Source organism: Streptomyces sp. NPDC005898, from assembly GCF_040629635.1.
In the GTDB taxonomy this organism is placed as follows: domain Bacteria; phylum Actinomycetota; class Actinomycetes; order Streptomycetales; family Streptomycetaceae; genus Streptomyces.
Genome location: NZ_JBEXWC010000008.1, coordinates 233,978 through 260,831, shown reverse-complemented (window position 1 = coordinate 260,831; position 26,854 = coordinate 233,978). Strand labels below are relative to the sequence as shown.

At 70.5% G+C, this 26,854-nt stretch carries 29 protein-coding genes and 1 pseudogene; 18 read left to right on the top strand and 12 right to left on the bottom strand.

Going from position 1 to position 26,854, the window contains the following annotated elements:
• Positions 1 to 18 precede the first annotated feature (18 nt).
• The gene (locus ABZ385_RS14550) at positions 19 to 894 is read right to left on the bottom strand and encodes a DUF3558 domain-containing protein (protein WP_358911540.1); all 876 of its coding nucleotides are present in this window, start codon (positions 892 to 894) and stop codon (positions 19 to 21) included.
• Positions 895 to 1,037: 143 nt separating this feature from the next.
• Positions 1,038 to 2,000, bottom strand: a complete 963-nt coding sequence (locus tag ABZ385_RS14545; RefSeq protein WP_358911538.1) for a DUF3558 domain-containing protein — start codon at positions 1,998 to 2,000, stop codon at positions 1,038 to 1,040.
• A gap of 181 nt (positions 2,001 to 2,181) precedes the next feature.
• Here ABZ385_RS14545 and ABZ385_RS14540 point away from each other — a divergent pair, with 181 nt between their 5' ends.
• Positions 2,182 to 3,375 carry an RtcB family protein gene (locus tag ABZ385_RS14540; protein WP_358581027.1) on the top strand — a complete coding sequence of 398 codons (1,194 nt, stop codon included), beginning with the start codon at positions 2,182 to 2,184 and terminating at the stop codon, positions 3,373 to 3,375.
• Positions 3,376 to 3,446: 71 nt separating this feature from the next.
• Here the strand turns inward: ABZ385_RS14540 and ABZ385_RS14535 are convergent, their stop codons facing one another.
• From ABZ385_RS14535 to ABZ385_RS14520, 4 genes are all read right to left on the bottom strand, one after another.
• Entirely contained in the window at positions 3,447 to 3,671 is a 225-nt protein-coding gene (locus tag ABZ385_RS14535; RefSeq protein WP_358911536.1) for a hypothetical protein, read from the bottom strand.
• Entirely contained in the window at positions 3,671 to 4,435 is a 765-nt protein-coding gene (locus ABZ385_RS14530; protein WP_358911534.1) for an SDR family oxidoreductase, read from the bottom strand. The genes ABZ385_RS14535 and ABZ385_RS14530 overlap by 1 nt, the downstream gene beginning before the upstream one ends.
• A gap of 85 nt (positions 4,436 to 4,520) precedes the next feature.
• On the bottom strand, positions 4,521 to 4,856 hold the full coding sequence (locus ABZ385_RS14525) for a YnfA family protein (protein WP_358911532.1): 336 nt from the start codon (positions 4,854 to 4,856) through the stop codon (positions 4,521 to 4,523).
• Between the two features lie 565 nt (positions 4,857 to 5,421).
• Positions 5,422 to 5,958 carry a GNAT family N-acetyltransferase gene (locus ABZ385_RS14520; protein ID WP_358697343.1) on the bottom strand — a complete coding sequence of 179 codons (537 nt, stop codon included), beginning with the start codon at positions 5,956 to 5,958 and terminating at the stop codon, positions 5,422 to 5,424.
• Positions 5,959 to 6,086: 128 nt separating this feature from the next.
• Here ABZ385_RS14520 and ABZ385_RS14515 point away from each other — a divergent pair, with 128 nt between their 5' ends.
• Positions 6,087 to 7,187, top strand: coding sequence for an LLM class flavin-dependent oxidoreductase (locus tag ABZ385_RS14515; RefSeq protein ID WP_358911530.1), 1,101 nt, complete (start codon positions 6,087 to 6,089; stop codon positions 7,185 to 7,187).
• Positions 7,184 to 7,846, top strand: a complete 663-nt coding sequence (locus ABZ385_RS14510; protein WP_358911528.1) for a CE1759 family FMN reductase — start codon at positions 7,184 to 7,186, stop codon at positions 7,844 to 7,846. The genes ABZ385_RS14515 and ABZ385_RS14510 overlap by 4 nt, the downstream gene beginning before the upstream one ends.
• Before the next feature lie 64 nt (positions 7,847 to 7,910).
• Here ABZ385_RS14510 and ABZ385_RS14505 read toward each other — a convergent pair whose 3' ends face one another.
• Positions 7,911 to 8,945, bottom strand: a complete 1,035-nt coding sequence (locus tag ABZ385_RS14505; protein ID WP_358911571.1) for an XRE family transcriptional regulator — start codon at positions 8,943 to 8,945, stop codon at positions 7,911 to 7,913.
• A 126-nt stretch (positions 8,946 to 9,071) separates the two neighbouring features.
• Positions 9,072 to 9,263 (bottom strand): annotated as a pseudogene (locus tag ABZ385_RS14500) (helix-turn-helix transcriptional regulator); the annotation flags it as partial.
• Between the two features lie 242 nt (positions 9,264 to 9,505).
• Between ABZ385_RS14500 and ABZ385_RS14495 the strand changes: the two are divergent.
• A complete protein-coding gene (locus ABZ385_RS14495) occupies positions 9,506 to 9,757 on the top strand; it encodes a hypothetical protein (RefSeq protein WP_358697339.1) in 252 nt (83 codons plus the stop codon).
• A 35-nt stretch (positions 9,758 to 9,792) separates the two neighbouring features.
• Entirely contained in the window at positions 9,793 to 10,920 is a 1,128-nt protein-coding gene (locus ABZ385_RS14490; RefSeq protein WP_358911526.1) for an NAD-dependent epimerase/dehydratase family protein, read from the top strand.
• Here ABZ385_RS14490 and ABZ385_RS14485 read toward each other — a convergent pair.
• Positions 10,913 to 11,797, bottom strand: a complete 885-nt coding sequence (locus ABZ385_RS14485) for a glycosyltransferase (RefSeq protein ID WP_358911524.1) — start codon at positions 11,795 to 11,797, stop codon at positions 10,913 to 10,915. The two genes, ABZ385_RS14490 and ABZ385_RS14485, sit on opposite strands and share 8 nt — an antisense overlap.
• A gap of 84 nt (positions 11,798 to 11,881) precedes the next feature.
• On the opposite strand from ABZ385_RS14485, the gene ABZ385_RS14480 reads away from it, so the two are divergent.
• The gene (locus ABZ385_RS14480; protein ID WP_358697333.1) at positions 11,882 to 12,589 is read left to right on the top strand and encodes a transferase; all 708 of its coding nucleotides are present in this window, start codon (positions 11,882 to 11,884) and stop codon (positions 12,587 to 12,589) included.
• Between the two features lie 99 nt (positions 12,590 to 12,688).
• On the opposite strand, the gene ABZ385_RS14475 is transcribed toward ABZ385_RS14480, so the two are convergent.
• Positions 12,689 to 13,126 carry a hypothetical protein gene (locus tag ABZ385_RS14475; protein WP_358581112.1) on the bottom strand — a complete coding sequence of 146 codons (438 nt, stop codon included), beginning with the start codon at positions 13,124 to 13,126 and terminating at the stop codon, positions 12,689 to 12,691.
• Between the two features lie 334 nt (positions 13,127 to 13,460).
• Between ABZ385_RS14475 and hemL the strand changes: the two genes are divergently transcribed.
• The 7 genes from hemL (at position 13,461) to ccsB (ending at position 21,201) form a co-directional block, all read left to right on the top strand.
• Positions 13,461 to 14,786: a glutamate-1-semialdehyde 2,1-aminomutase gene (gene hemL, locus ABZ385_RS14470; protein WP_358581051.1), complete on the top strand. Its 1,326-nt coding sequence runs from the start codon at positions 13,461 to 13,463 to the stop codon at positions 14,784 to 14,786.
• Between the two features lie 44 nt (positions 14,787 to 14,830).
• The gene (locus ABZ385_RS14465) at positions 14,831 to 15,478 is read left to right on the top strand and encodes a histidine phosphatase family protein (protein ID WP_358581114.1); all 648 of its coding nucleotides are present in this window, start codon (positions 14,831 to 14,833) and stop codon (positions 15,476 to 15,478) included.
• A 205-nt stretch (positions 15,479 to 15,683) separates the two neighbouring features.
• On the top strand, positions 15,684 to 16,916 hold the full coding sequence (locus ABZ385_RS14460) for a hypothetical protein (RefSeq protein WP_358911522.1): 1,233 nt from the start codon (positions 15,684 to 15,686) through the stop codon (positions 16,914 to 16,916).
• Between the two features lie 66 nt (positions 16,917 to 16,982).
• The gene (locus ABZ385_RS14455) at positions 16,983 to 17,633 is read left to right on the top strand and encodes a TlpA disulfide reductase family protein (protein ID WP_358911520.1); all 651 of its coding nucleotides are present in this window, start codon (positions 16,983 to 16,985) and stop codon (positions 17,631 to 17,633) included.
• The gene (locus tag ABZ385_RS14450) at positions 17,633 to 18,397 is read left to right on the top strand and encodes a cytochrome c biogenesis protein CcdA (protein WP_358696792.1); all 765 of its coding nucleotides are present in this window, start codon (positions 17,633 to 17,635) and stop codon (positions 18,395 to 18,397) included. Before ABZ385_RS14455 ends, ABZ385_RS14450 begins: the two co-directional genes overlap by 1 nt.
• Positions 18,398 to 18,400: 3 nt before the next feature.
• Positions 18,401 to 20,113, top strand: a complete 1,713-nt coding sequence (locus ABZ385_RS14445; protein WP_358581059.1) for a cytochrome c biogenesis protein ResB — start codon at positions 18,401 to 18,403, stop codon at positions 20,111 to 20,113.
• Positions 20,110 to 21,201: a c-type cytochrome biogenesis protein CcsB gene (gene ccsB / locus ABZ385_RS14440; RefSeq protein WP_358911519.1), complete on the top strand. Its 1,092-nt coding sequence runs from the start codon at positions 20,110 to 20,112 to the stop codon at positions 21,199 to 21,201. The genes ABZ385_RS14445 and ccsB overlap by 4 nt, the downstream gene beginning before the upstream one ends.
• A 98-nt stretch (positions 21,202 to 21,299) precedes the next feature.
• Here ccsB and ABZ385_RS14435 read toward each other — a convergent pair whose 3' ends face one another.
• Positions 21,300 to 21,626: a PLD nuclease N-terminal domain-containing protein gene (locus tag ABZ385_RS14435; protein ID WP_358581065.1), complete on the bottom strand. Its 327-nt coding sequence runs from the start codon at positions 21,624 to 21,626 to the stop codon at positions 21,300 to 21,302.
• An 89-nt stretch (positions 21,627 to 21,715) separates the two neighbouring features.
• Here ABZ385_RS14435 and ABZ385_RS14430 point away from each other — a divergent pair, with 89 nt between their 5' ends.
• Genes ABZ385_RS14430 through ABZ385_RS14420 form a run of 3 tightly spaced genes read left to right on the top strand, consistent with a single transcriptional unit; the run spans position 21,716 to position 24,781 of the window.
• Positions 21,716 to 23,170, top strand: coding sequence for a menaquinone biosynthesis decarboxylase (locus tag ABZ385_RS14430; protein WP_358581068.1), 1,455 nt, complete (start codon positions 21,716 to 21,718; stop codon positions 23,168 to 23,170).
• Positions 23,167 to 24,072, top strand: coding sequence for a menaquinone biosynthesis prenyltransferase MqnP (gene mqnP / locus ABZ385_RS14425; RefSeq protein ID WP_358581071.1), 906 nt, complete (start codon positions 23,167 to 23,169; stop codon positions 24,070 to 24,072). Before ABZ385_RS14430 ends, mqnP begins: the two co-directional genes overlap by 4 nt.
• A 25-nt stretch (positions 24,073 to 24,097) precedes the next feature.
• Positions 24,098 to 24,781, top strand: coding sequence for a UbiX family flavin prenyltransferase (locus tag ABZ385_RS14420; protein WP_358696783.1), 684 nt, complete (start codon positions 24,098 to 24,100; stop codon positions 24,779 to 24,781).
• A gap of 85 nt (positions 24,782 to 24,866) precedes the next feature.
• Here the strand turns inward: ABZ385_RS14420 and ABZ385_RS14415 are convergent, their stop codons facing one another.
• Positions 24,867 to 25,004 carry a hypothetical protein gene (locus ABZ385_RS14415; protein WP_358911517.1) on the bottom strand — a complete coding sequence of 46 codons (138 nt, stop codon included), beginning with the start codon at positions 25,002 to 25,004 and terminating at the stop codon, positions 24,867 to 24,869.
• 122 nt (positions 25,005 to 25,126) lie between these two features.
• Here ABZ385_RS14415 and ABZ385_RS14410 point away from each other — a divergent pair, with 122 nt between their 5' ends.
• Both ABZ385_RS14410 and mqnE read left to right on the top strand, forming a co-directional pair.
• A complete protein-coding gene (locus ABZ385_RS14410; protein WP_030791839.1) occupies positions 25,127 to 25,582 on the top strand; it encodes an Lrp/AsnC family transcriptional regulator in 456 nt (151 codons plus the stop codon).
• Between the two features lie 69 nt (positions 25,583 to 25,651).
• Positions 25,652 to 26,815, top strand: a complete 1,164-nt coding sequence (mqnE, locus tag ABZ385_RS14405; protein WP_358581080.1) for an aminofutalosine synthase MqnE — start codon at positions 25,652 to 25,654, stop codon at positions 26,813 to 26,815.
• Positions 26,816 to 26,854 lie beyond the last annotated feature (39 nt).

The window sequence follows — 26,854 nt, the reverse complement described above, 5'->3', positions numbered from 1 at the left end:
TGTGTCTGACGGGCGTGTTCAGGACTTCGACTTGGCCTTGGTGGCGCCGGACTTGCCGTCGTCGGACTTCGCGGAGTCCTTCTTCGGGTCGTCCTTCTTCGGGTCGTCGTCCTTCTTCGGCTTCTCGTCGGAGTCGGCGGGCGCCTTGCCGCCGCCCTCGTTGGCGGAGACGACCGCCGCCGCGGCCTCCTTCGCCGCCTTCTGCGCGGCCTTCGACAGGTCACCGGCGTCGGGGGACTTGTCGCCCGCGAGACCCGCGCCGTTGTAGTCGACCGTGACGACCGCGTTCTCCACGCGCGTCACGAACGTCTGCTGCTTGAAGGTGTCCTTGTCCTTCTTCAGGTCGTAGCGCACCAGCGTCGCCTGGTCGCCGACGCCCTGCACCGGCTCCGCCTTGACGCCCTTCGCGTCCTTGGTCGCCTGCGCGTCGGCGACCTGCTTGGCGAAGTTGTCCTGCGCGCGCTTGGCGCCGCTGCCCAGGGAGGGGTCCGACTCGAAGCGCATCAGCGACACGCGCAGCCAGCGGAACTGCGAGCCGTCCACGCCGTTGTTGTCGAGGCTGTCCCAGGAGCAGCTGCCGCGCAGCGCCGTGTCCGTGGACGTGCCCGCCTTGCCCTTGTCCTTGGCCTGCGGGACCAGCTCCTGCAAGGTCTTCTTCGACAGGACGGCGCAGGGCTCGGGGAGCTTGGCGTACGCGGCCTTCTCCACGGCCGGGGGCTTGTCCGCGCTCTTGTGGGAGGCCGAGGCCTTGGCGCCCGTGTCCTTCTTGGCCCCCTCGGAGCCGGAGTCGGAATCGGAGGAGCAGCCGGAGGCGACGAGGATCACCGGTACGGCGGCCGCGCTGACGAGGATGCGGCTCAGACGCTGGCGCTGTCGCTGTGCAGGTCGGTGCATGGTTCCTTCACTCAGTTCGTCTCGTGACGTCCGGTTCGTCTCGTGACGTCTTCGGGTCCGAGGGGCCACGGTACGCGTACGGGGCGACGGGCGGCTCGCTTCCGGGGGGCCCGGCCGCCGTGCTCGCCCGCCGGGTCCGCCCGCTACTCGTCGAACGCGTCGGCGAGCCCGTCGGCCAGTTCCCGCGTCTTGTCCTGCATTTCCTTGCTGTCGGGGACGTCGGTGCGCCGGCCGGGCTGCTCGTCGTACTCGATGGTCACGATGACGTTCGACGTGCGGAACACCACAGTCACGGTGCGGTGACGGGTGGCCGAAGCGGCGGTGGTGAGGGCGTCGTCCAGGAAGGCCTCGTCGCCGAGGTCGTCCAGGGTGCGCGGTTCCAGGCCGGCGGGCGGGGTGGTGGGCGAGGTGGAGGCGTCGTCCGCGCCCTCGTCCTTCTCGCCGTCGCCGTCCGGCTTGCCCTTGTCGTCCCCCGTGTCCTTGCCGACGTCGTCCGGGCTCTTGCTCTTGTCGCTCTTCCCGCCCTGGGCCTTGTCGCCCCCCGCCTTGTCGCCCGCCGCCGTCTTCTCGGCGTCGCCGGATCCCTTCGAGGGGGAGGAGTCGGGACTCTCGCCGTCCCCGCCGTCGCCCTCGTCCTGAGTCCCGGAGCTGGGGGGCGCCGACAGGCCCGCCTCGCGCAGCTTGGTCGCGTAGACCTCCGCGGCGCGGTCGTCGTCGCTGACCGCGCCGTCGAAGGAGACGACCCGCTCGAAGTCGACGAGGAGGTGGTGCGAGGCGCCGGCGGACTCGACCTTCCAGCGGCAGCCCACCCGCCGGTCGGTGTCGTACGTGACCATGGGCGTGCCCTCGTACGCCTTCTCGCGCTGCTCGGTGTCGGTCAGCTCCTTGATGCCGGGCAGCATCGCGTCGAGGGTGCCCGGGTCGACCTCGCCGCAGGGCTCCGGGAGCGTGCGGTACCTGCCGGGCTCGGCGGGGGCGGCGGAGCTGCCGGTGTCGCCGGGCTTGGAGTCGTCGGAGGCGCCGTCGCCACCGGAGCCGGAGGTGCAGCCGACGAGCAGCGCCGCGAGGAGCGCGGCGACACCGGGTGCGTGGACCTTCCGCTGCACCGTGATGGCTCCTCTCATAGGGGATATTCGGTTGCCGCTGACGGGCGACCGGTGGACACAATGTCTATCGCACGCGCTGCCGTGGATGCCGGTCCGTCCCCCTTTTCGTCGACCTCGGCTCCGGTATTTGCGCTTCACGCACTTCAGGGCTCGTAGTGGATTGCGGGGGAAAGAGGGCGAAATGTCTTACGTAGAGGTGTCCGGGGCGAAGGTGCCGATCCGGATGTGGGCCGACCCGGCGTCGGTCGAGGAGTCCGCGATGCGGCAGCTCCAGAACGTGGCGACGCTGCCGTGGATCAAGGGCCTGGCCGTCATGCCGGACGTCCACTTCGGCAAGGGCGCGACGGTCGGCTCGGTGATCGCGATGCGGGGCGCGGTGTGCCCGGCGGCGGTCGGCGTCGACATCGGCTGCGGGATGTCAGCGGTCAGGACGTCGCTGACGGTCAACGACCTGCCGGGCGACCTGTCGCGGCTGCGGTCGAGGATCGAGCAGGCGATCCCGGTGGGCCGCGCGATGCACGACGACCCCGTGGACCCGGGGCGCTTCCACGGCATGGCGACCGCCGGCTGGGACGACTTCTGGGGGCGGTTCGCCGGGGTCGCGCGGGCGGTGCGGTTCCGCGAGGAGCGCGCCACCAAGCAGATGGGGACGCTCGGCTCGGGCAATCACTTCGCGGAAGTGAACATCGACGAGGACGGTGCGGTCTGGCTCATGCTGCACTCCGGTTCGCGCAACATCGGCAAGGAGCTGGCCGACCACCACATCGGGGTGGCCCAGGGGCTCCCGCACAACCAGGGGATCATCGACCGTGACCTGGCGGTCTTCGTCGCGGACACCCCGCAGATGGCCGCCTACCGGAACGACCTCTACTGGGCGCAGGAGTACGCGAAGTACAACCGCGCGATCATGATGGCGCTCTTCAAGGACGTGATCCGCAAGGAGTTCAAGAAGGCGAAGCCGGTGTTCGGTCAGGAGATCTCCTGCCACCACAACTACGTCAGCGAGGAGCGGTACGACGGGATGGACCTGCTCGTCACCCGCAAGGGCGCGATCCGCGCGGGCAGCGGCGACTTCGGGATCATCCCCGGCTCCATGGGCACGGGCTCGTACATCGTGAAGGGCCTCGGCAACGAGGCGTCCTTCAACTCCGCCTCGCACGGCGCCGGCCGCCGCATGAGCCGGAACGCGGCCAAGCGGCGCTTCTCCACGCGGGACCTGGAGGAGCAGACGCGGGGCGTCGAGTGCCGCAAGGACGCGGGCGTCGTGGACGAGATCCCGGCCGCGTACAAGCCGATCGAGCAGGTCATCGACCAGCAGCGGGACCTCGTCGAGGTGGTGGCGAAGCTGAAGCAGGTCGTCTGCGTGAAGGGCTGACGGCCCCGGGCGCGGGTGGGCCGGCGCCCGTGCGCCCGGGTGCCTGGACCGTCAGGGGCGGCCGGCGACCTTCAGGGGCGTTCGGCGCGTTCGCCCGCGTGGCGTTCGCGGGCCGCGGCCAGTGCCGTGTCGAAGTCGCGCTGGGTGTCGTCGCACCAGTGCAGCAGGTCCGCGAGGACGCGCTGGAGCGTCTCGCGGGGACTGTCGCGCCAGCCCTCCTCGGAGAGGGCGTACGCCTGCAGGGCCTCGGTGGCCCGGCGTGCGGCGGCGGTGTGGGCGTCGGACGCGTCCGGCATCACAGCTCCCGGTGGATCTTGGTGTTGGAGGCCTGGGCGCGGGGGCGGACCACCAGGAGGTCGATGTTGACGTGCGGCGGGCGGGTGACCGCCCAGGTGATCGTGTCGGCCACGTCCTCGGCCGTGAGCGGCTCGGCGACGCCCGCGTAGACCTTCTCGGCCCGCTCGGCGTCGCCGCCGAAGCGGGTCAGCGCGAACTCGTCCGTCTTGACCATGCCGGGCGCGACCTCGATGACGCGGACCGGGGTGCCGACGATCTCCAGGCGGAGGGTCTCGGCGAGGACGTGCTCGGCGTGCTTGGCGGCCACGTAGCCGCCGCCGCCCTCGTAGGTGCCGTGGCCCGCCGTGGAGGACAGGACGACGACCGTGCCGTCGCCGCCGGCGGTGAGCGCGGGCAGCAGGGCCTGCGTGACGTTCAGCGTGCCGATGACGTTCGTCTCGTACATCCGGCGCCAGTCGGCCGGGTCGCCCGCGGCGACGGTGTCCGCGCCGAGCGCGCCGCCCGCGTTGTTCACCAGGACCGCGACCTTCTTGAAGGCGGTCGCGAACGTGTCCACCGCCGCGCGGTCGGTGATGTCGAGCGCGTACGCCATCGCGTCGTGCCCGGCGCCGGTCAGCTCGGCGGCGAGCGCCTCGATGCGGTCCTTGCGGCGCGCGGTCAGGACGACGCGGAAGCCGGCGGCGGCCAGGCCGCGGGCGGTGGCGGCGCCGATGCCGCTGCTGGCGCCGGTGACGATCGCGATGCGCTTGGCTGCGGCGGTCATGGTGCGCTCCTTGGGCTGGGGGAGGTCAAAGGGGGCCGGTGGCCGTGGGGTTGGCCCGTGCCGTGAGCCAGGATAGGTCGGCGCCTCAGCGGCCACGCGGCGCGTACATGATCACGGCCATGCCGGCGAGGCAGATCAGCGCGCCGGTGACGTCCCACCGGTCGGGCCGGTAGCCGTCCGCCGCCATGCCCCAGGCGATCGACCCCGCGACGAAGACCCCGCCGTACGCGGCGAGGACGCGGCCGAACTCGGCGTCGGGCTGGAGCGTGGCCACGAAGCCGTAGACGCCGAGCGCGAGGACGCCGGCGCCGATCCACGCCCAGCCGCGGTGCTCGCGCACGCCCTGCCAGACGAGCCAGGCCCCGCCGATCTCGAAGAGGGCGGCGAGCACGAAGAGGACGACGGACCGGACGTTCCACATGCCGCCAGCGTGCCACGCCCTCGGGGCAGCTACCGCGCCCCTCGCGCCCCGGGGCAGCCCCCGCGCCCCTCGCGCGAAGGCGTGCGGCCAGCGATCTGGGGGCGGCCACCGCGCCCCTCGCGCCCCGGAGCGGCCCCGCGCCCCTCGCGCCCGGGGCGGCCACCGCGTCTCCGGCGCCAAGGCGCGCCGCCGGTCACCTGGGGCGGTTGCCGCACCCCTCCGCGTGAGGGCGCGCTGCTAGTCGCCTGGGGCGGCCCACACGCCCCGGATCTCCAGGCGTACCGCACCGGGGGCGGCTACCGCGCCCCCGCTTTAAGGCATGCGGCCACCGCACCCCGGACATCCAGGCGCACCACCCATCACCCGGGGCGGGCGCCGCGACCCCCGCACCAGGGCGTGCGGCCAGTGGCCTGGGGCGGCCCCCGCACCCCGGTGCCGAGGCGTGCCGCCGGCCACCCGGGCCGGCCACCGCACCCCGCATGACCGGGAGCACCACCAGCCAGCCCCCGAAAACACCAAGGCGTGCCGCCAGCCAGCCCCCGGAAACACCAAGGCGTGCCGCCCGTCAGCCCCCGGCGCGGGGTGCCGCGTCCCCGTCGCTCAAGGCGTACCGCCAGTCGTTGCAGGGGTGCCATCGGCCCTTCGGGTATTCGATCAGCGCCTCGCCCCGCAGGGTGAAGCCCGCCTTGCGGCAGACCCCGTTGGACGCGCCGTTGTCCGTCGCGGGGAACGCGTGCAGGAAGGCGTGGCGGTCCGCCGCTCTCGCCTCGCGGATGATCAGGCGGGCCGCGTCCGCCGCGACGCCCCTGCCCTGGAACTCCGGCAGGACGCCCCAGCCGGTCTCCCAGACCGTCTCGCCCTGCCAGGTCGTCTCCCAGTACCCGATCGAGCCGGCCGTCTCGCCGTCCAGCGTGATGCGGAACATCCGCCCCTTGTCGCCGAGGCGGAGATAGCGAAGGTGCCGCTCCGCCAGCTTCTCCGGGGTCTCGGGGCCGCCCAGGTGCGCCGTCATCTCGGGGGTGTTGAACCGGGCGAGCAGCGCGGGGCCGCCCTCCTCCGACCAGGGTGCGAGGCGCAGGTCCGACCGCTGTGATCTCTCCATGGCCTCACGGTAGGGGTGGGGTCCGACAGCGGCCCCGGCGTCGGCACCGAGGGGGGAATAGGCGGGGCCGCGCCCCCGTTCTGTGGGTATAGTTGAAGCATCAACAACCTGCGAAGGGTGAGCCAGCCATGCAGTTCGGAATCTTCAGCGTCGGTGACGTCACGGTCGACCCGACCACCGGGCGCGCGCCCAGCGAGGCCGAGCGGATCAAGGCCATGGTGGCGATCGCCCTCAAGGCCGAGGAGGTCGGCCTCGACGTCTTCGCGACCGGCGAGCACCACAACCCGCCGTTCGTCCCCTCGTCCCCGACGACCATGCTCGGCTACATCGCCGCCCGCACCGAGCGCCTCGTCCTGTCCACCTCCACGACCCTCATCACCACCAACGACCCGGTGAAGATCGCCGAGGACTTCGCGATGCTCCAGCACCTCGCGGACGGCCGCGTCGACCTGATGATGGGGCGCGGCAACACCGGCCCCGTCTATCCGTGGTTCGGCAAGGACATCCGCGACGGCATCGACCTCGCCGTCGAGAACTACGCGCTGCTGCGCCGCCTGTGGGACGAGGACGTCGTCACCTGGAAGGGCAAGTTCCGTACGCCGCTGCAGTCGTTCACCTCGACACCCCGCCCGCTGGACGGCGTCGCGCCCTTCGTGTGGCACGGCTCCATCCGCTCCCCGGAGATCGCCGAGCAGGCCGCGTACTACGGCGACGGCTTCTTCCACAACAACATCTTCTGGCCCGCCTCGCACACCAGGCAGATGGTCGAGCTCTACCGGCGCCGCTACGCCCACTACGGGCACGGCACCGAGGAGCAGGCGATCGTCGGCCTCGGCGGCCAGGCGTTCATGCGCAAGAACTCCCAGGACGCGGTACGGGAGTTCCGGCCCTACTTCGACAACGCCCCGGTGTACGGACACGGGCCCTCGCTGGAGGAGTTCACCGAGCAGACCCCGCTGACGGTGGGCTCGCCGCAGCAGGTGATCGAGCGGACCCTGTCCTTCCGCGAGACGGTCGGCGACTACCAGCGCCAGCTCTTCCTGATGGACCACGCGGGGCTGCCGCTGAAGACCGTCCTGGAGCAGCTCGACATCCTCGGCGAGGAGGTCGTGCCGGTCCTGCGCGAGGAGTTCGCCAAGAACCGCCCCGCCTCGGTCCCAAAGGCGCCCACCCACGCCGCCCGCGTGACCGCCGCCCACCACAGCCCCCAGGACGAGGTGACCGCATGAAGCTCGTCGTCGTGTCCGCGGGGCTGAGCCAACCCTCGTCCACCCGGCTGCTCGCCGACCGGCTGACCGCCGCCACCGTGCGGCGGGCCGCCGCCGACGTCGAGGTGATCGAACTGCGGGACCTGGCCACGGAGATCGCCCAGCACCTGGTCACCGGCTTCCCGCCGGCCCGACTGGCCGCGGCGCTCGACGCGGTGGCCGGCGCGGACGGGCTGATCGCGGTGACCCCGGTGTTCTCGGCCTCGTACAGCGGTCTGTTCAAGTCGTTCTTCGACCTCATCGACAAGGACGCCCTGACCGGGAAGCCGGTGCTGGCCGGCGCGACCGGCGGCACCGCGCGGCACTCCCTGGTCACCGAACACGCCCTGCGCCCGCTCTTCACCTACCTGCGGGCCCTGGTCGTGCCGACCGCCGTCTACGCGGCGTCACAGGACTGGGGCGAGGAAGGCCTCGCGGCCCGGATCACCCGCGCCGGCGAGGAACTGGCCCGCTTCATGGCCCCCGTTGAGGGAGCCGAGCGGCCTCGCACCCCCGACACCGACACGACCGCGGCGATCGCCCCTCGCTCACTCACCGGCGCGATCACCTCCGTGGACCCGACGGCCGGCTTCGAGGTCGTCCCCTTCGAACAGCGCCTGGCCGCCCTGCGCACGGGGTGAGGCGAGGGCGGTCACCGCTCCCAGGCCCCTCAGGGCCTGCGCCCTGGAGGTGCCCCGGGCGTCCTCAAGAGAGAGCGCCGACGCGTTCCGCGAACGTCCGTACGCCGGGGAGGGAGCGGTCGTGTCGCATCAGGCCGACTGCCATGGTGCGTACGGAGCCACGCCGGACCTCCTGTGGTGCGGCCTTCTCGGCGGCCAGAAGAGCGCGGTAGCAGCGGTCGGGCTTGCCCCACTGATCGAAGGCTCGGGCGACGTCGATCCAGTAACGGGCCTGCCGCTCGGTGGTGGGCAGTGCGGCGACGTCGACGTGGCGGGCGTGCTCGATGGCTTGCCCAGCGTTGCCGAGGAGGTGGCTGACGGAGATCTGGTGGAGGAGGACTTGGCTGGGGCCAAAGGTGGTTCCGCGTGCTGACCGGCCCTGGCCAAGCCGGTCGGCGCTGGCTGTCGCCTCGGTGATCAGCGCCTGGGCGGTGTGCCTGTCGCCGTGTTTCGCCGCGGTGTAGGCGGCGGTGGCGTACAGGTCGCCCTGCACGGACAGTCGCTCGGTCTGGTTGGTGGTGCGGTCTGCGGCAAGTTGCTGGGCGGCGGTGACCGCGATGTCGGTGGCGCGGGCGTAGTGACCCTGGCGGCGCCAGGCACTGGAGACCATGCGGTGGGCTTCTGCCGTGACCAGCGCGTCGGGACCGCCCAGCGCGGCGGTCAGCGCACGATCGGCTGTGACGGCGGCGAGGCCGTCCTCGCCGAGCTTGATGCAGAGTCTCGTTGCGGTGTTGTACAGCTCGGCGACCGCGATCGTGGCCTGTTCTGGATGTCCGTCAGCGCCGAGGGCGTGGGCGAGCGCGATGCGCGAGGGAAGCGCACGGGCGAGGGTGTCGTAGCGGCAGGCACTGAAGTCGCGGCGTGCGGCGTCCACGGCCGCGGCGACTGCGGCTGTGGTGGGGTCAAGGCCACGGACCGCACCATGGTGTCGATGGAGCAGCAGGTCTTCAAGACCGGACAGGCTCGGTCCTACGGGAGCGTGGGCGGCGGCGGAGGTGGCGCCGAAGGCGGCGCTGGTGGTGGCTCCGGCCAGACCGGCCAGGAGTTTGCGGCGTCGCACCGGGTCCTCACCCTCCTCACCAAGTAGCTTCGCGCCCAGCCTAGTAGCGCCACGAGGGTGGTGAGACGCACATCCATGAGGCGTCACCTGCTCGTGTCGAGGAGCTAGACCGAGCAGGTGGGGCGGGATGTCCAGGGCGCCTGCGACCCGCTGGAGCAAAACCACGTCACGCATCGGCTGCTTACCGCGCTCCATACGCGAGAGCGACGCGGCGGTGTAGCCGACACTCCGTCCAAGTTCAGCCAGCGTGATGTCGGCCGCGCGGCGAGCGAGGCGGACGATCGCCCCGGCATCGCGGCGGGCGAGAGCGTCGCGCATGGGGGTCGAGCCCCAGATCGGATGTGTGACGTCCACGGCGGGTCACCTCCTGCCGCGCTGATTATCCCCTCAACGCGCTTTTGAGCGCGAGGAGTTGCAAGGCATTTACACCGCGTGCAAACCGTGTGCGTGCTGATGAGTCGCCCCTGCCCGCATCGCGGCGAGTGCGGTGTGCTCGGTGGCGCGAGCGGCTCCGCATCAGGAGGGTCGCTCCGTCACCGAATCCGAGGGACGTGATCGCGATGGAAGAGAGCAAGAACGCCGCTGCCGACAAGGGGGCGTGGGCCTCCGTAACCTACGCGACCCCGCTCAAGCAGGACGCGACGTACGACCACAGGGCCCAGCAGGCTGCCCTCGGCATCCAACTGCACCACACCGACGGGCGGACGACGCAGTCGGTTCTGATCCTCACGCCTGACCAAGTGGAGCTCTACGCCATTCAGTTGGAGCACCTCATCACCAAGCGCCAGCAGGCCCTTGACGCGGACCGGTGAGCACCGCTCGCAGTACCACCACCCTTGGAGGCACCGTGCACGACACGTATCTCACCGAACTCTCCGGCCGGACCGTGCTGGTCACCGGCGGGGCCGGATTGATCGGCAGCCGCATCACCGCATACCTTCGACAGCTCGGAGCACGGCCGGTCTCGCTCTGCACCCTGGACGCCTACCCGCCGCACGTCTACCGCGACCTGTTCGGCGTCGACACCGCTGACTCGGACGTCATCGCAGGCGATGTCCAGGACCCGGCCTTGGTGAGACAGGTGGTCTCCGAGTGCGACTACGTGATCCACACCGCCGCCCTCGCCGACGTCGCCGCCTGTACCCGCCACCCCATGGCCGCGATCCAGACCAACATCACCGGCACCCAGGTACTCCTCGATGCGGTGGCCGCGTGCGAGGGTGTCCGCCGGTTCTGCTTCGTCTCCTCAGCCGGCGTCTACGGCAACGGCAATCCGGACGACTGGGCGTCACCACGGGATGAGTGCCGGACCATGCGCCAGCTCCTGGAGTCGGTCTACGGCCAGATCCCGCACCAATTCCACGAGCACACCCCGCTGCGCCCCATGTCCGTCTACGCCAACACCAAGGCGTGGGGCGAGACCCAGACCGCGCTCGTCCTGGGCGCCGTGCACACCTCGTACACGATCGTGCGGTACTTCTCGGTCTACGGTCAACCGCAGGTCGTCAAGGAGAACAGCCACTCGTGGGTGGTGGCCTGGTTCGCCACCCGGGCCGCCCTGGGTCTGCCGCTGCACCTCAACGGCGGCGGCCGCCAGGTCCGGGACCTGGTGCACGTAGAGGACGTGGCCGCCGCCACCGTGCGGTCCCTCGTCGCGCCGCGCGCTCACAACGAGACGGTCAACGTGGGGACCGGCACTCCCACCAGCATCCGCACGGTTGCCGAACTGATCACCAGGCACTACCCCGGCACGCGGGTGAAGGAGACACTGATGCCACCCGGCGACCCCTCGGGTGGTTACGCGGCCACCCACCGTATGGAAGCGGTGCTCGGCTGGCGGCCGACGGTCACTGTCGCCGAAGGCGTCAAGAGCTACGCGGCCTGGCTCGCGAAGCATCCCGCGGCCATCCCCGCGTGGCTACGGGCAGCGCGACACGAGGCCACCGGCGTCGAACCTTCCGAGCCTGTCAGATGAATGGAGGGCGCCCCAGCCGGGCCATCCGCCACACCGTCGCCCAGCGCATCGGGCGACGAGGCGGACACGAGGTGCGCAGCCCTTCCGCAAAGCCGCCGAACCAAGCCCGCAGTCCTCTCAGTGAACGGGTGCGGGCGAGAGTGAGGGCGATCCACACGCCGAGGTAGACGGGCACGAGGAGAGCAGGCAGGCGGCGCTTGGCCAGCCAGACCCGGTTGCGGGCGGTCATCCGGAAGTAGACCGCGTGCCGCGCCGGGGACGTCTTGGGGTGCTGGAGCAGCAACTCCGGCTCGTAGAGGATTTTCCAGCCCCCATCGAGGGCCCGCCACGCGACGTCGGTTTCCTCATGAGTGAAGAAGAACTCCGCCGGCCAGTCGCCGATCTCGCCCAGCATCCGCATCGAGAAGGCGTGCCCGCCGCCCAGGAAACCGGTCACCGGACCGCGGCGCATCGGGTCCTTGGCGCGCAGTCGAGGAACGTGCCGCCGCTGCGTCTCGCCGAGCTCGTCGGTGATACGGAAGCCGACGATGCCAAGGCACGGGTCACCGGCGAACAACTCCCGCACCTTGCGGAGGACCACGCCGTCGACCAGAAGCCCGTCGTCATCGAGCTCGACCACCACATCCACATCGCCGAAGTCGCGCAGCCTGGCCAGTGCCACGTTGCGGCCGCCGGGACAGCCCAGGTTGTCGTCCAGTTCGATGACGGTCAGCTCACCGGGCAGGCCAGGGAAGGCCGGCAGCGGCGAACCATTGCCCACGATCACGATCCGCTCCGGTGGAGCGTCCTGCTCGGCCACCGACTCCAGCAGAGCGGCGACCTCTCCGGGCCGGTTGCCCATGGTCACGACGGCCACACCAACACGCGGGTGACGCACGGATGAACTCTCCGTTCCTCGGGTCTGGTGCCCGCGATGCTAGCCGCCCCGGGGGACGCACACCGACACACACCGGAGGCCCTCATGCCCACCGTCCGCCTCGGCGACTACCTCACCGCTCCCACCGACGGCGACCTCGTCGGAACCCCGTACGAGCAGCTGGAACAGGCGGAGTTGACTGCTTTCCTCGCCGACTGGGACAGCTGGCACGGTCAGGCCCTGGCTCACGTTCCGCAGCGCATCCACCCCACCGCGCAGATCCATCCCACCGCCCTCATCGGTGACGAGGTCATCATCGGTCCACACGTGCGGGTCTGGGAGTTCTCCACCGTCCGGGCGGGCTCCGTACTGTGTGCCGGAGCCTCGGTCGGCTTCAACTGCGAGGTGACGAAGGCTTTTGTCGGCGAGCGGGCGGTGCTCGGTCACCGCATCGGCCTCAACCGCACGCTCGTCGGAGCAGACGCCCACCTGTCCGCCAACTTGACCGTCGCGGCCATCAGCATGTGGAGCCCCGACCTGCGCAAGCCCGAACGGGAAGTCGTCCTGCGCACCCCCGACGGCCTCTATCGCTGCGGAACACCGCAGTTCGGCGCCCTCATCGGCGACCGCTGCCAGACCGGCAACAGCATCAGCCTCGGCCCCGGCCTGGCCATCGGCCGTGACTGCCGAATCAGCAGCGGCGTCACCCTCGCCGGACGGGCCATCCCCGAGCGCAGCGCCATCAGCGCCCCGCACACCACCGACGTCCACGTGCGCCAGAGGCCCCTCCGGCTCCCGGCCCCCGAGGGGTGACGCCGGGGGCAGGGACGCGGCTTCAGCGGCGACGAAGCGACCGACGCCCGAGTGCGGCCGACGGGCAGGGCACAGCCGGGCGGCAAACCAAGGGCATGGTCAGGGCCACACCAGGCAGTAGGCCTGATGCCCCGCGTCATGGAGGCGGTGGCTGAAGTCCTGCCATTCGTGGAGGAGGCGGTAGACGTTGAAGGCGTCGCGGGGGCCGCCGCGGTCGGGGACCGTGGACCATATGAACGCGGCGGCGCCCACCGACTCCTCGCCGACGCCGCGCAGCGGGTCCACGACCGTCATGGGGAGCTTCACCACGGCGTAGTCGGGGTGCAGGACGACCAGTTCGAGCGGGGGGACCTTGTGCAGGGGTATGCCCTCGATGCCCGTGAGGACCATCGCCGCCATCGTCTCCGGCTTGATCTTCGTGAACATGCCGCCCATGCCCAGTTCGTCGCCGCCCAGTTCCTCGGGCCGCATCGAGATCGGCACGCGGGCGGCGGTCGCGCCGTCCGGGGCGCCGAAGTACTTGTACGTCACCCCCACCCCGCCACTCCTGCTGCTCACCCGGTCCGGCCGGGACTCGATGGACTCGCCCCGCACCTGCTCGGGCGCCTGCGCGGGCTGCGCCCCCGCCTCGCGTCGGTGCCTGCCCCGCCGGGCACGCCGCGGACCCAGGCCGTCGGTCCCCTCGCCCAGTCCGCCACCGCGATGCATATCTCCACCCGACTGCTTTCCAGGGCGGCACGGCCCTGTCTTTTCTAGGCCTCGCGGCCCCCGCCACGCAACCCGATCATCGTGTCAGTGACCTCCCCCACGTGCACCCGCTAAAACGTGGAGTGAAACACCTGTCCGCAGGATGTCCGCACCCTCTGACACCATGGCTCGTGTGAGCTTCCCGTATAGCGCCCCAGTTTCGCAGACTCTTTTCGACCGTGCGGCGGCCGTGACGCCCGGCGGTGTGAACTCTCCCGTGCGCGCGTTCCGCGCTGTGGGTGGTACGCCCCGTTTCATGGTGTCCGGTACCGGTCCGTACCTGACCGACGCCGACGGCCGCGAGTACGTCGACCTCGTGTGCTCGTGGGGTCCGATGATCCTCGGCCACGCCCACCCCGAGGTGACCGCCGCCGTCCAGGAGGCCGTCGCGCGCGGCACCTCCTTCGGCACGCCCGGCGAGGGCGAGGTCGCCCTCGCCGAGGAGATCGTGGCCCGCGTCGAGCCCGTCGAGCAGGTGCGGCTGGTCTCCAGCGGCACCGAGGCGACCATGTCCGCCATCCGCCTGGCCCGCGGCTTCACCGGCCGCGCCAAGGTCGTCAAGTTCGCCGGGTGCTACCACGGGCACGTCGACGCCCTGCTGGCCGCCGCCGGTTCGGGCGTGGCGACCCTCGGCCTGCCCGACACCCCGGGCGTCACCGGCGCGCAGGCCGGCGACACCATCGTCGTCCCGTACAACGACCTGGACGCCGTACGCGCCGCCTTCGCCGCGCACGAGGGCCAGATCGCCTGCGTCATCACCGAGGCCTCGCCGGGCAACATGGGCGTCGTACCGCCGGGCGAGGGCTTCAACCAGGGCCTCGCCGACCTGTGCCGGGCGAACGGCGCGCTGTACATCTCCGACGAGGTGATGACCGGCTTCCGCACGTCCAGGGCGGGCTGGTACGGCGTCGACGGCGTCCGCCCCGACCTGCTGACCTTCGGCAAGGTCATGGGCGGCGGCTTCCCCGCCGCGGCCTTCGGCGGGCGCGCCGACGTCATGGCGCACCTCGCCCCCGCCGGGCCCGTCTACCAGGCGGGCACCCTCTCCGGGAACCCCGTCGCGACCGCCGCGGGCCTCGCGCAGCTGCGGCTCCTGGACGACGCGGCGTACGAGACGGTGAACTCCGTCTCCGCGCGGCTGCGCTCCCTGGTGAGCGAGGCGCTGGGCAAGGAGGGCGTCGCGCACACCGTGCAGAACGCCTCCAACATGTTCTCCGTCTTCTTCACCGACCGGCCGGTGCGTGATTACGAGGACGCCAAGAAGCAGGAGTCCTTCCGCTTCACCGCGTTCTTCCACTCGATGCTGTCGCAGGGCGTCTATCTGCCGCCCTCCGCCTTCGAGTCCTGGTTCGTGTCCGCCGCCCACGACGAGCGGGCGATCGAGCGGATCGCCGCCGCCCTGCCGGGTGCCGCGCGCGCCGCCGCGGAAGCGACGGAGGCCACCGCGTGAGCGCCGCCGCTGCCGCTGCCGACGAGCTGACCGTCGTCCATGTGATGCGCCACGGCGAGGTGCACAACCCCGACGGGATCCTGTACGGGCGGCTGCCCGACTACCACCTCTCGGAGCTGGGCCGCCGGATGGCCGACCGGGTCGCCGAGCACCTCGCCCGGCGCGACGTGACCCACGTCGTCGCCTCGCCGCTCGACCGCGCCCAGGAGACGGCCGCGCCGATCGCCAAGGTGCACGGCCTTGAACTGGCCACCGACGCCCGGCTCATCGAGGCGGAGAACGTCTTCGAGGGCAAGACCTTCGGCGTCGGCGACGGCGCCCTGAAGAACCCCGAGAACTGGCGGCACCTGGTCAACCCCTTCAAGCCGTCCTGGGGCGAGCCGTACGTCGAGCAGGTCGTACGGATGATGGGCGCGCTGGACGCGGCGAAGGACGCGGCCCGCGGTCACGAGGCGGTCTGCGTCAGCCACCAGCTGCCCATCTGGATCGTGCGCAGCTTCGTGGAGAAGCGGCGGCTGTGGCACGACCCGCGCAAGCGGCAGTGCACGCTCGCCTCGCTGACGACGTTCACCTACCGCGGCGACAAAATCGTTTCCGTGGGCTACTCCGAACCGGCCCGGGACCTCGTCCCCGCCCATCTCCTCGCGGGCGCCAAGCCGGTGAAGGGCAAGAGCAAGGCGTTCGGGGCCTAGCCGCCATTTCGGGAACACCACGCCCGTCGTCCATTGACGTGGCGTAATCGCGCCGCAACTGTACGTCCCTTTTGGGGAAAGTGCGGCAAATAACCGCGATACGCAGGAACCGCACTCTTCGTCGCGCCCTCTAACAGGTCGTTCCTCTTGCCCGCCGGACCGGGCAGGACGGACGGAACGCAAAGGGCGCGACGAAGGGGATGGAATGCGCGACATCAGCCGCAGGGGAATGCTTGGACTCGGGGCCGGCACCGCGGCCGCTCTCGGGCTCGCGGCATGCGGCTCCGGAGGCGACGGGGATTCCGCGGGGCCCGCGGACCACGCCGGGAACGGGAAGGGCGGCCAGGCCAGGCGCCCGGCCAAGCTGATCGGCGACGGCTCGACCGCGTACACCGGCAAGCAGCCCAGGCAGCCCGCCAAGCCGGTCCCGCTGGAGCCCGGCGAGACGCCCCCGCAGTTCGTGGTCTTCTCCTGGGACGGCGCCGGCGAGGTCGGCAACGGCCTCTTCCCGCGCTTTTTGAAGCTCGCCGAGGACCACGACGCGCACATGACCTTCTTCCTCTCCGGGCTTTACCTGCTGCCGGAATCCAAGAAGCGCCTGTACCGCCCGCCGAACAACGCCGTCGGCGCCTCGGACATCGGTTATCTCACCGACGGTCACATCAAGGCCACGCTGAAGTACGTGCGGCAGGCCTGGCTCGAAGGCCACGAAATAGGCACGCACTTCAACGGGCACTTCTGCACGGGCAACGGAACGGTCGCCAAGTGGACCCCCGCGCAATGGCAGGACGAGATCGACCAGGCCAAGTCCTTTGTGCAGAAGTGGCGCACGAACACCGGCTGGAGCGAGCTGCCGCCGCTGCCCTTCGACTACGACAAGGAACTCGTCGGCGGCCGCACGCCCTGCCTGCTCGGACAGGACAACCTGCTGCCGACCGCGAAGAAGCTCGGCTGGCGCTACGACGCGTCCTCGCCCGGCGGCCGCCAGCGCTGGCCCCAGAAGAAGATGGGCGTCTGGGACCTGCCCCTGCAGGCGGTGCCCTTCCCCGGCCACTCCTTCGAGGTCCTGTCGATGGACTACAACATCCTCGCCAACCAGTCGCAGAACTCCACGAAGGCACCGGCCCACAACTACCCGGGCTGGCGCAAGCAGGCCACCGACGCCTACATATCCGGGTTCAAGCGCGCCTACGAGAGCAACCGCGCCCCGTTCTTCATCGGCAACCACTTCGAGGAGTGGAACGGCGGCATCTACATGGACGCCGTCGAGGAGGCCCTGAAGCACATCGCGGGGAAGAAGGACGTACGCCTCGTCTCCTTCCGGCAGTTCGTCGACTGGCTCGACGTACAGGACCCGAAGGTCCTCGCCGAGCTCCAGGGCCTCGACGTCGGACAGCGGCCGGCGGGGGGTTGGAAGGGGCTCGCGAAGGCCGCCTGAAATGGGACTTTCCGCAACCGCGGGGGGTGCGGAAGATCCCCGGAACAGACATGCGAAACTTTTCACATGAGTGCCGCCAGCCGCGCCCCCCAGAGCACGCACCACCGTCGTAGCCGTCGCCGCGGCGGCCGTCGCGGCCGGGCCGCCCTGCTGGCCACCGGGGCCGCGGTCGCCGCGCTGACCCTGTCGGCCTGCGACTTCGGCGGCACCTCGGGCGGCTCCGGCAACACCAACTTCGTCGCCGGGTCCGACGGCATCGCCACCGCCGCCAAGGCGGACCGCAAGCCCCTGCCCGACCTCGACGGCAAGACCCTCGACGGCAAGCCCCTGAACCTCACCGAGGCGTACAAGGGCAAGGTCCTCGTCATCAACGTCTGGGGCTCCTGGTGCGCCCCCTGCCGGGCCGAGGCGCCGAACTTCGTCAAGGTCGCCAAGGAGAAGAAGGCCGAGGGCGTCGAGTTCGTCGGCATCAACACCCGCGACCCCGAGCGCGGCCCGGCGACCGCCTTCGAGGATGCGCACGACGTGCCCTACCCGAGCGTGTACGACCCCACGGGCAAGCTGATGCTGCGCTTCCCCCGGGGCACGATGAACCCCAACTTCATCCCCTCGACGCTCGTCGTCGACCGGGACGGCAAGATCGCCGCGCGCTCGCAGCAGCCCCTCAGCGAGGCCAAGCTGCGCAAGATGATCGACCCCGTGCTCGCGGAGAAGTGATGTCCACCCTCGCCGCCATCAGCGGACCGAACCAGACGGTCATGAGCGGGGCGCTGCTCCTGGCGATCCCGCTCGCCGTGCTCGGCGGGCTCGTCTCCTTCTTCTCGCCGTGCGTCCTGCCGCTCGTGCCGGGCTATCTGTCGTACGTCACCGGGGTCAGCGGCCAGGACCTCGGCGAGGCACGGCGGGGCCGGATGGCCGCCGGCGCCGCGCTGTTCGTGGCCGGTTTCACCGTGGTCTTCGTCAGCGTCACCGTCTTCTTCGGGGCGCTGGGACACACCCTGAAGGAGCACCAGAGCACCATCAACACGGTGCTCGGCGTGGTGATGATCGCGCTCGGGCTCTTCTTCATGGGGCTCATGCCCTGGCTCACCCAGCGCGAGTTCCGCTTCCACCGGCGCCCGGCCGTCGGACTCGCCGGCGCCCCCGTCGTCGGCGCCCTCTTCGCCGTCGGCTGGACCCCGTGCGTCGGCCCGACCCTCGCCTCGGTCCTCGCGCTCTCCGCCGACACCGGCAACGCGCAGCGCGGCGCGCTCCTGGGCGTCGCGTACAGCCTCGGCCTCGGCATCCCGTTCATCCTCGCCGCCGTCGCCTTCCGCAAGGCGCTCGGCGCCTTCGGCTGGGTGAAGCGGCACTACGTCTGGGTGATGCGCGTCGGCGGCATCATGATGATCGCGACCGGCCTGCTGCTCGTCACCGGAGTGTGGGACAGCATGGTGCAGCAGATGCAGGTCTGGACGAGCAGTTACACCGTGGGGATCTGATCCATGAGCAAGACCGAAGCCCCCGAGCGGCGGGACGACCTGGGCGCCGCGGGCGAGCACCTGTCGACCGCCCCCCAGGAGGAGTCGCCGAACCTGCCCGCTCTCGGGGTGATCGGCTGGCTGCGCTGGTTCTGGCGCCAGCTGACCTCGATGCGGGTCGCGCTGATCCTGCTCCTGCTGCTCTCGCTGGGCGCCATCCCGGGCTCGCTGATCCCGCAGCGCAACGTCGACGAGCTCAAGGTCCAGGACTTCATGGACCGGCACACCACGCTCGGGCCCCTGTACGACAAGCTCCAGCTCTTCGACGTCTACAGCTCGGTGTGGTTCTCCGCGATCTACATCCTGCTGTTCGTCTCCCTCATCGGCTGCATCGTGCCCCGCACCTGGCAGTTCGTCGGCCAGCTGCGCGGCCGCCCGCCGGGCGCCCCCAAGAAGCTGACGCGGCTGCCCGCGTACACGACGTGGCGCACCGAGGCCGGGCCCGAGCAGGTGCGCGAGGCCGCGCTCACGCTCCTCAAGGGGCGCCGCTTCCGGGCGGACCTCACCGGGGACGCGGTCGCCGCCGAGAAGGGCTATCTGCGCGAGGCCGGGAACCTCGTCTTCCACATCGCGCTGATCGTGATGCTGATCGCCTTCGCCGCCGGCCAGCTCCTGAAGTCCGAGGGCGGCAAGCTGGTGATGGAGGGCGACGGCTTCTCCAACACGCTCTCCCAGTACGACGACTTCAAGTCCGGCAGCCTCTTCGACACCGACGACCTGGCGCCGTTCCACTTCGTGCTGGACGACTTCAAGGGCACGTACGAGAAGACCGGCCCCAATCGCGGCACGCCCCGCACCTACCGGGCGGACGTGACCTACAGCGAGGGCGCCGACGGCCCCGAGAAGAAGAAGTCGATCGAGGTCAACGAGCCGCTGGAGGTCGACGGCTCCAAGGTCTACCTCATCGGCCACGGCTACGCCCCCCAGGTCACCGTCCGCGACCCCAGGGGCAAGGTCGTCTACCGGGCCTCCGTGCCGCTGCTGCCCATCGACCAGAACGGCACCGCGACCGGCGCCATCAAGGTCCTGGACGGCTACCGGGACAAGAGCGGCGCCAAGGAGCAGCTCGGCTTCAACGCCTTCTTCGTGCCGACCTTCGCGGGCGAGGGCAAGGGCCAGATGTTCTCGCAGTTCCCCGCGCCCGACTTCCCGGTGCTCGCGCTGTCCGCGTACCACGGGAGCCTCGGCGTCGACTCCGGTGTCCCGCAGAACGTGTACCAGCTCGACACCCGCAAGATGACGAAGTTCGAGGACGCCAAGGGCGAGCTGTTCAAGGAGCGGCTGCTGCCCGGCGAGACCATGAAGCTGCCGAACGGCGCCGGGTCCATCACCTTCGAGAAGGACCTCAAGGAGTGGGCGACCTTCCAGATCTCGCAGGAGCCCGGCTCCGTGTGGGCGCTGGCCGGCGCGCTCGCCGCGATCGCCGGGCTCGCCGGGTCGCTGTTCATCCAGCGCCGCCGTGTGTGGGTGCGGGCGGTGCGGGGAGCCGACGGCGTCACGGTCGTGGAGATGGCGGGCCTTGGCCGCAGCGAGTCCGCGAAGCTCCCCGAGGAACTGTCCGACCTCGCCGCCCACCTGCACGAGAGGGCGCCGAGCGCGCCCGACCCCGACCCGGACGCCCCCGCAGCCTCCGACCCCGACCCCGATGTAGTACCTGCCGAAGGGGCTGAGAAGTGAATCTCGCCACCACCCTGGCCGCCGAACCCAACGAGAACCTCGCGCACATCAGCAACGTGCTGATCTACTCCGCGATGGCCGTCTACCTCCTGGCCTTCTTCGCGCACATGGCGGAGTGGCTCTTCGGCAGCCGCAGCAAGGTCGCCCGCACCGCCGCCGCGCTCACCCCGGGCAGGACCGCGGCCGCGGCGCCCGCGGTGACCGTCCGGGCCAAGGGCGCCACCGCCACCCTGGAGCGGCCGAAGGTCGTCACGCGCTCCGTCACCGGCGCCCGGGACGTGCCGGACGGGCCCGGCGCGGCGGCCGGGGACGAGAAGGGCGACCTGTACGGCCGGATCGCGGTCTCCCTCACCGTGCTCGCGTTCCTGCTGGAGTTCGGCGGGGTGCTCACCCGCGCCCTGTCGGTGCGGCGGGCCCCATGGGGCAACATGTACGAGTTCAGCATCACCTTCTCCACCGTCGCCGTCGGCGTGTACCTGGTGCTGATGGCGCTGAAGAAGAACATCGCCTGGCTCGGCCTGCCGCTGGTCACCACGATCCTGCTCGACCTCGGCCTCGCCGTCACCGTCCTGTACACCTCCAGCGACCAGCTGGTCCCGGCCCTGCACTCGTACTGGCTGTGGATCCACGTCTCCACGGCGATCTTCTGCGGCGCGGTCTTCTACGTCGGCTTCGTCGCGACGATGCTCTACCTCTTCCGGGACAGCTACGAGGCGAAGCTGCAGAGCGGGGGCCGGCCCGGCAGGTTCGCGACCTCCGTGCTGGAGCGGCTGCCCGCCGCGGCCTCGCTGGACAAGTTCTCCTACCGCCTGAACGCGGCGATCTTCCCGCTGTGGACGTTCACGATCATCGCGGGCGCGATCTGGGCGGGCGAGGCCTGGGGCCGCTACTGGGGCTGGGACCCCAAGGAGGTCTGGTCCTTCATCACCTGGGTCGCCTACGCCTGCTACCTGCACGCCCGCGCCACGGCGGGCTGGAAGGGCCGCAAGGCCGCCTACCTGGCCCTGATCGCCTTCGGTTGCTGGCTGTTCAACTACTACGGCGTGAACATCTTCGTCACCGGCAAGCACTCGTACGCGGGGGTGTGACCCGCGCCACGCCTGGCCGCAGGCCGGCTCGGTGGTGGCCCGGGTGAAGCCGCGGACGGTGGTCACCTCCTCGAAGGTGACCACCAGGCGCGGCTCCGTCAGTCGTCGCTGCCCTTGTCCCGCTTCTTCTCGTCGGGGTCCTCGTCGCGGGCCTCGTCCTTGAGGGACTTCAGGAACTCCGGGTTGTCGTCCGGCGCGACCCAGCGCGTGCGGCCGCGAGCGGCGCCGGCGCCCGGCGCGTGCCGCACCTTGCCCGTCACGAGCCATGCGACGGGCCCCAGCAGCACCTCGCCGAAGAGCAGCACGATGATGACCCACACCACCTTGGGCAGATGCCTGACCTCCTTCTCCGGAGTGTTCAGGACATCGATGAAGGCGTAGATCCACACCGCCAGGACCAGCAGGAACGGCAGATACCTGAGCATGGTGGAGCGATCCCCCAAGTGGCGACGGCGAGGGGCGTGCGGCCCCCCGGTGACGGGGCCAGGGTAGCCGGTGCCGGATACTGGAACGCATGGCTTACGACGATCTTCGCTCCCTGCTCCGTGCACTGGAGCGCGAGGGCGATCTCAAGCGCATCAAGGCCGAGGTCGACCCGTATCTGGAGGTCGGTGAGATCGTCGACCGGGTGCAGAAGGCCGGCGGCCCCGCGCTCCTCTTCGAGAACGTCAAGGGCTCCGCGATGCCTTTGGCGATGAACGTGTACGGGACGGACCGCCGCCTGCTGAAGGCGCTCGGCCTGAAGTCGTACGGCGAGATCAGCGAGAAGATCGGCGGCCTGCTCAAGCCGGAGCTGCCGCACGGCTTCGTCGGGGTGCGGGAGGCGTTCGGCAAGCTCGGCGCGATGACGCACGTACCGCCGAAGAAGGTCAAGGAGGCGCCCGTCCAGGAGGTCGTCCTCACCGGCGACGACGTCGACCTGGAGCGGCTGCCCGCGCTCTTCACCTGGCCCGAGGACGGCGGCTCCTTCTTCAACCTCGGCCTGACCCACACCAAGGACCCCGACACCGGGGTGCGCAACCTCGGCCTGTACCGCCTCCAGCGTCACGACAAGCGCACCATCGGCATGCACTGGCAGATCCACAAGGACAGCCGCAACCACTACCAGGTGGCCGCCCGCAGGGGCGAGCGGCTGCCGGTCGCGATCGCCTTCGGCTGCCCGCCCGCCGTCACCTACGCCTCCACGGCGCCGCTGCCCGGTGACATGGACGAGTACATGCTGGCCGGGTTCATCCAGGGCAAGCGCGTGGAGATGGTCGACTGCAAGACGGTCCCGCTCCAGGTGCCCGCGCACGCCGAGGTCGTCGTCGAGGGCTGGCTGGAGCCCGGCGAGATGCTGCCCGAGGGGCCCTTCGGCGACCACACCGGCTTCTACACCCCGCAGGAACCGTTCCCCGCACTGAAGATCGACTGCGTGACGATGCGGAAGCGGCCGCTGCTCCAGTCGATCGTCGTCGGCCGCCCGCCGACGGAGGACGGGCCGCTCGGCCGCGCCACGGAGCGCTTCTTCCTGCCGCTGCTCAAGGTGATCGTCCCGGACATCGTGGACTACCACCTGCCGGAGTCGGGCGGCTTCCACAACTGCGCGATCGTCTCGATCGACAAGAAGTACCCCAAGCACGCGCAGAAGGTCATGCACGCCATCTGGGGCGCCCACATGATGTCCCTGACGAAGCTGATCGTCGTCGTGGACAAGGACTGCGACGTGCACGATCTGCACGAGGTGTCCTGGCGGGCGCTCGGCAACACGGACTACGCCCGGGACCTGACCGTCGTCGAAGGCCCGGTCGACCACCTCGACCACGCCTCCTACCAGCAGTTCTGGGGCGGCAAGGCGGGCATCGACGCGACGCGCAAACTGCCCGAGGAGGGGTACACGCGGGACGGGGGCTGGCCGGAGATGGTCGTGTCCGACCCGCAGACCGCCTCGAAGGTGGACCGTCGCTGGAAGGAGTACGGACTCTCGTGACCTCAGCATCCGCCGCGCTCCCGCAGCAGCCGGGCAGGACCAAGGCCTTCCTGCGGCTCGTCATGATCGAGCACTCGGTGTTCGCGCTGCCCTTCGCCTACATCGCCGCGCTGACCGCGATGTTCCGGCTGGACGGGAACATCCACTGGGTGCGGCTGCTCCTGGTGACCGTCTGCATGGTGGGCCTGCGCACGTTCGCCATGGCCGCGAACCGGATCATCGACCGGGAGATCGACGCCCGCAATCCGCGGACCGCCCACCGCGAGCTGGTCACCGGCGCGGTGTCCGTGAAGTCGGCGTGGACGGGCGCGCTGATCGCGCTCGCCGTGTTCCTCGGCGCGGCCGCCCTGCTCAACCCGCTGTGCCTGGCGCTGGCGCCGGTCGCGGTGATCCCGATGGTCGTCTACCCCTACGGCAAGCGGTTCACGAACTTCCCGCAGGCCATCCTCGGCCTCGCCCAGGCGATGGGGCCGGTCGGTGCATGGATCGCGGTCACCGGCGAGTGGTCGTGGCAGGCGGTGATCCTCGGCCTCGCGGTCGGCGTGTGGATCGGCGGCTTCGACCTGATCTACGCCTGCCAGGACGTGGAGACGGACCGCGAGGTCGGCGTGAAGTCGGTGCCCGCGCGGTTCGGCATCCCGGCCGCCATCCGGGGCGCGCGCGGCTGCCACCTGGTGACCACGGCGCTCTTCGCCTGGTACGCGCTCGACACGGACGCCGGTGTCTTCTTCTGGCTGGGCCTCGTGATCGTCGCGGGCGCCTTCCTGTACGAGCACTCCATCGTGAAGCCGCACGACCTGTCCCGCCTGAACCGCGCCTTCTTCCAGGTGAACGGTTTCATCGGGATCGCCCTGTTCGCGTGCGCGCTGCTGGACCTGCTGGTACGCGGCCTCACCGTCTGACATCCCACTCGGTAGGCTTCACAGCGTGAACCCAGGAGATACGCAGCGTAGGCCTTGGATCGTGGGGGTGTCCGGCGCGTCCGGTACGCCTTATGCCGCTGCCGTCCTGCGCGCGCTGCTCGGCGCGGGGGAGAGCGTGGACCTCGTCGTGTCGCGGGCCTCGCGGCTGACGCTGCTCGACGAGACCGGCATCTCCTTCCGGGACGCGCACTGGCGCGAGGACCTGCGGCAGTGGCTGGCGCGCGGCGCGGACGGCAAGCCGGATACGTTCGACGTGCGCGAGGAGTCGTCGGCGGACGTGCGGTACTGGGCGGCCGGGGATCTGGCCGCGGGCCCGTCCTCGGGCTCGTACCCGGCCAAGGGGATGCTGATCGTGCCGGCGTCCACGGCCGGCGTGGCCGGGGTGGCGCTCGGGCTCTCGAAGGACCTGCTGCAGCGCGCGGCGAGCGTGACGCTCAAGGAGGGCAGGCCGCTCGTGGTCTGTGTCCGCGAGACGCCGCTGAACGGGCAGACGCTGAAGCACCTGGTGAGCCTGGACGAGGCGGGCGCGATCGTGCTGCCCGCCTCACCGGCGTTCTACGCGGGGGCGACGCACATCCAGGATCTGGTGGACTTCGTCGCCGGGCGGGTGCTGGACGCGGCGGGAGTGCCGCACAGCCTGTACCGCCGCTGGAAAGGGGAGCTGGGGGGCGCTTCCCGTGCCGACTGAGCGCGCCCCCGAAGGGGCGCGGGGAACTGCGCGATCAACCACGACGAAGCCGCGGTCGGCACCGCCCCCCACCCCCACGGCGGGACTACCGCTTCTTGGCGCCCCGCGACTTCCGGGTGGCCTTCCGCGGCACCGCGACCTCCGCACGCGAGCGGTTGGCCAGGTCCTGGAGCTCGCGCATACGGGCGTAGGCCATCTCGAACGAGTACACGGGGTGACTCACTCCTGAAGGATCGTCGTTGATCTGCTGAGATTGAGAAAGATTCACAGGGTGCAGACCCTGTTGCGCCTTAGATTCTACACATAGACTCGCGGTATCGCTGAATAATGAAAGGCATCGCACCTATGGACGCCGTGGACAGGCAGCTCATCCAGGCCCTGCGGGAGAACGGCCGCGCCTCGTACGCCGAACTGGGGCGGCTCGTGGGCCTCTCCGGGCCGAGCGTCACGGACCGGATCAACCGTCTCGAAGCGGCCGGTGTCATCACGGGCTACCGCGCGACCGTCGACTCGGCCTCGCTGGGCCTCGGCGTCATCGCCCTCATCGGCATCTCGCTCTCCGACGCCGCCGACCACGAGGACGTGGCCCGCCGCCTGAAGGACCTGCACGAGATCGAGGACTGCTGGTTCATCGCCGGCGACGACTCGTACATGCTCAAGGTCAGGGCGAGCGACGTGGACGGCCTGGAGAAGACGATCCGCCGGCTCAGCGGCACGCGCGGGGTCTCCCGGACGCGTACGACGATCGTGCTCTCCACCAAGTGGGAGAACCGCGTCGGGGAGCTGCCCGAGGAGGAGTGAGGTCCGGGGCGTACCGTTGGCGCAGGTTTGTCGTAGGTCGTAGGTCGCTGGAGAGGTAAGGGCGAGGGCATGGACGCAGGTCTCAAGCGCGAGCTGGAGCAGAAGGTCCGGGACGGCGAGCGGCTGTCCCGCGAGGACGGCATCGCGCTCTACGAGTCGGACGACCTGGCCTGGCTCGGCGGCCTCGCCCACGAGGTGCGCACGCGCAAGAACGGCGACGTCGTGCACTTCAACGTCAACCGCCACCTCAACATGACGAACGTGTGCACCGCCTCCTGCGCCTACTGCTCCTTCCAGCGCAAGCCGGGCGAGAAGGACGCGTACACGATGCGCATCGAGGAGGCCGTCCGCCTCGCCAAGGCGATGGAGGGAGAGAACCTCACCGAGCTGCACATCGTCAACGGCCTGCACCCCAACCTGCCGTGGCGCTACTACCCGCGTTCGCTGAGCGAGCTGAAGAAGGCGCTCCCGAACGTCTCCCTGAAGGCCTTCACCGCCACCGAGATCCACCACTTCGAGACGATCTCCGGCATGTCGGCCTCCGACATCCTGGACGAGCTGATCGAGGCGGGCCTGGAGTCGCTGACCGGCGGCGGCGCGGAGATCTTCGACTGGGAGGTGCGCCAGCACATCGTGGACCACCGCACCCACTGGGAGGACTGGTCGCGCATCCACCGCCTCGCGCACGAGAAGGGCCTCAAGACCCCGTGCACGATGCTGTACGGCCACATCGAGGAGCCGCGCCACCGCGTCGACCACGTCCTTCGCCTGCGTGAGCTCCAGGACGAGACCGGCGGCTTCCAGGTCTTCATCCCGCTGCGCTACCAGCACGACTTCGTGGACATGAAGGACGGCAAGGTCAGGAACCGCCTCCAGGCGCGCACGACCATGGCGTCCGGCGCCGAGGCCCTGAAGACGTTCGCGGTCTCCCGCCTGCTCTTCGACAACGTCCCGCACGTCAAGGTCTTCTGGGTCATGCACGGCCTGCAGACCACACAGCTCGCCCTCCAGCACGGCGCCGACGACATGGACGGCTCGGTCGTCGAGTACAAGATCACGCACGACGCGGACAACTTCGGCACGCCGAACAAGCTGACCCGCGAGGACCTGCTCGACCTGATCCGCGAGGCCGGCTTCCGCCCGGTCGAGCGCAACACGCGCTACGAGGCGATCCGCGAGTACGAGGGCCCCGACCCGATGCTGCGCGAGACCCCGCAGGCGATGCGGGTCTGACCCCCTTGCCGGGGGCGGGCTCCGCCATGCTTCACTGGA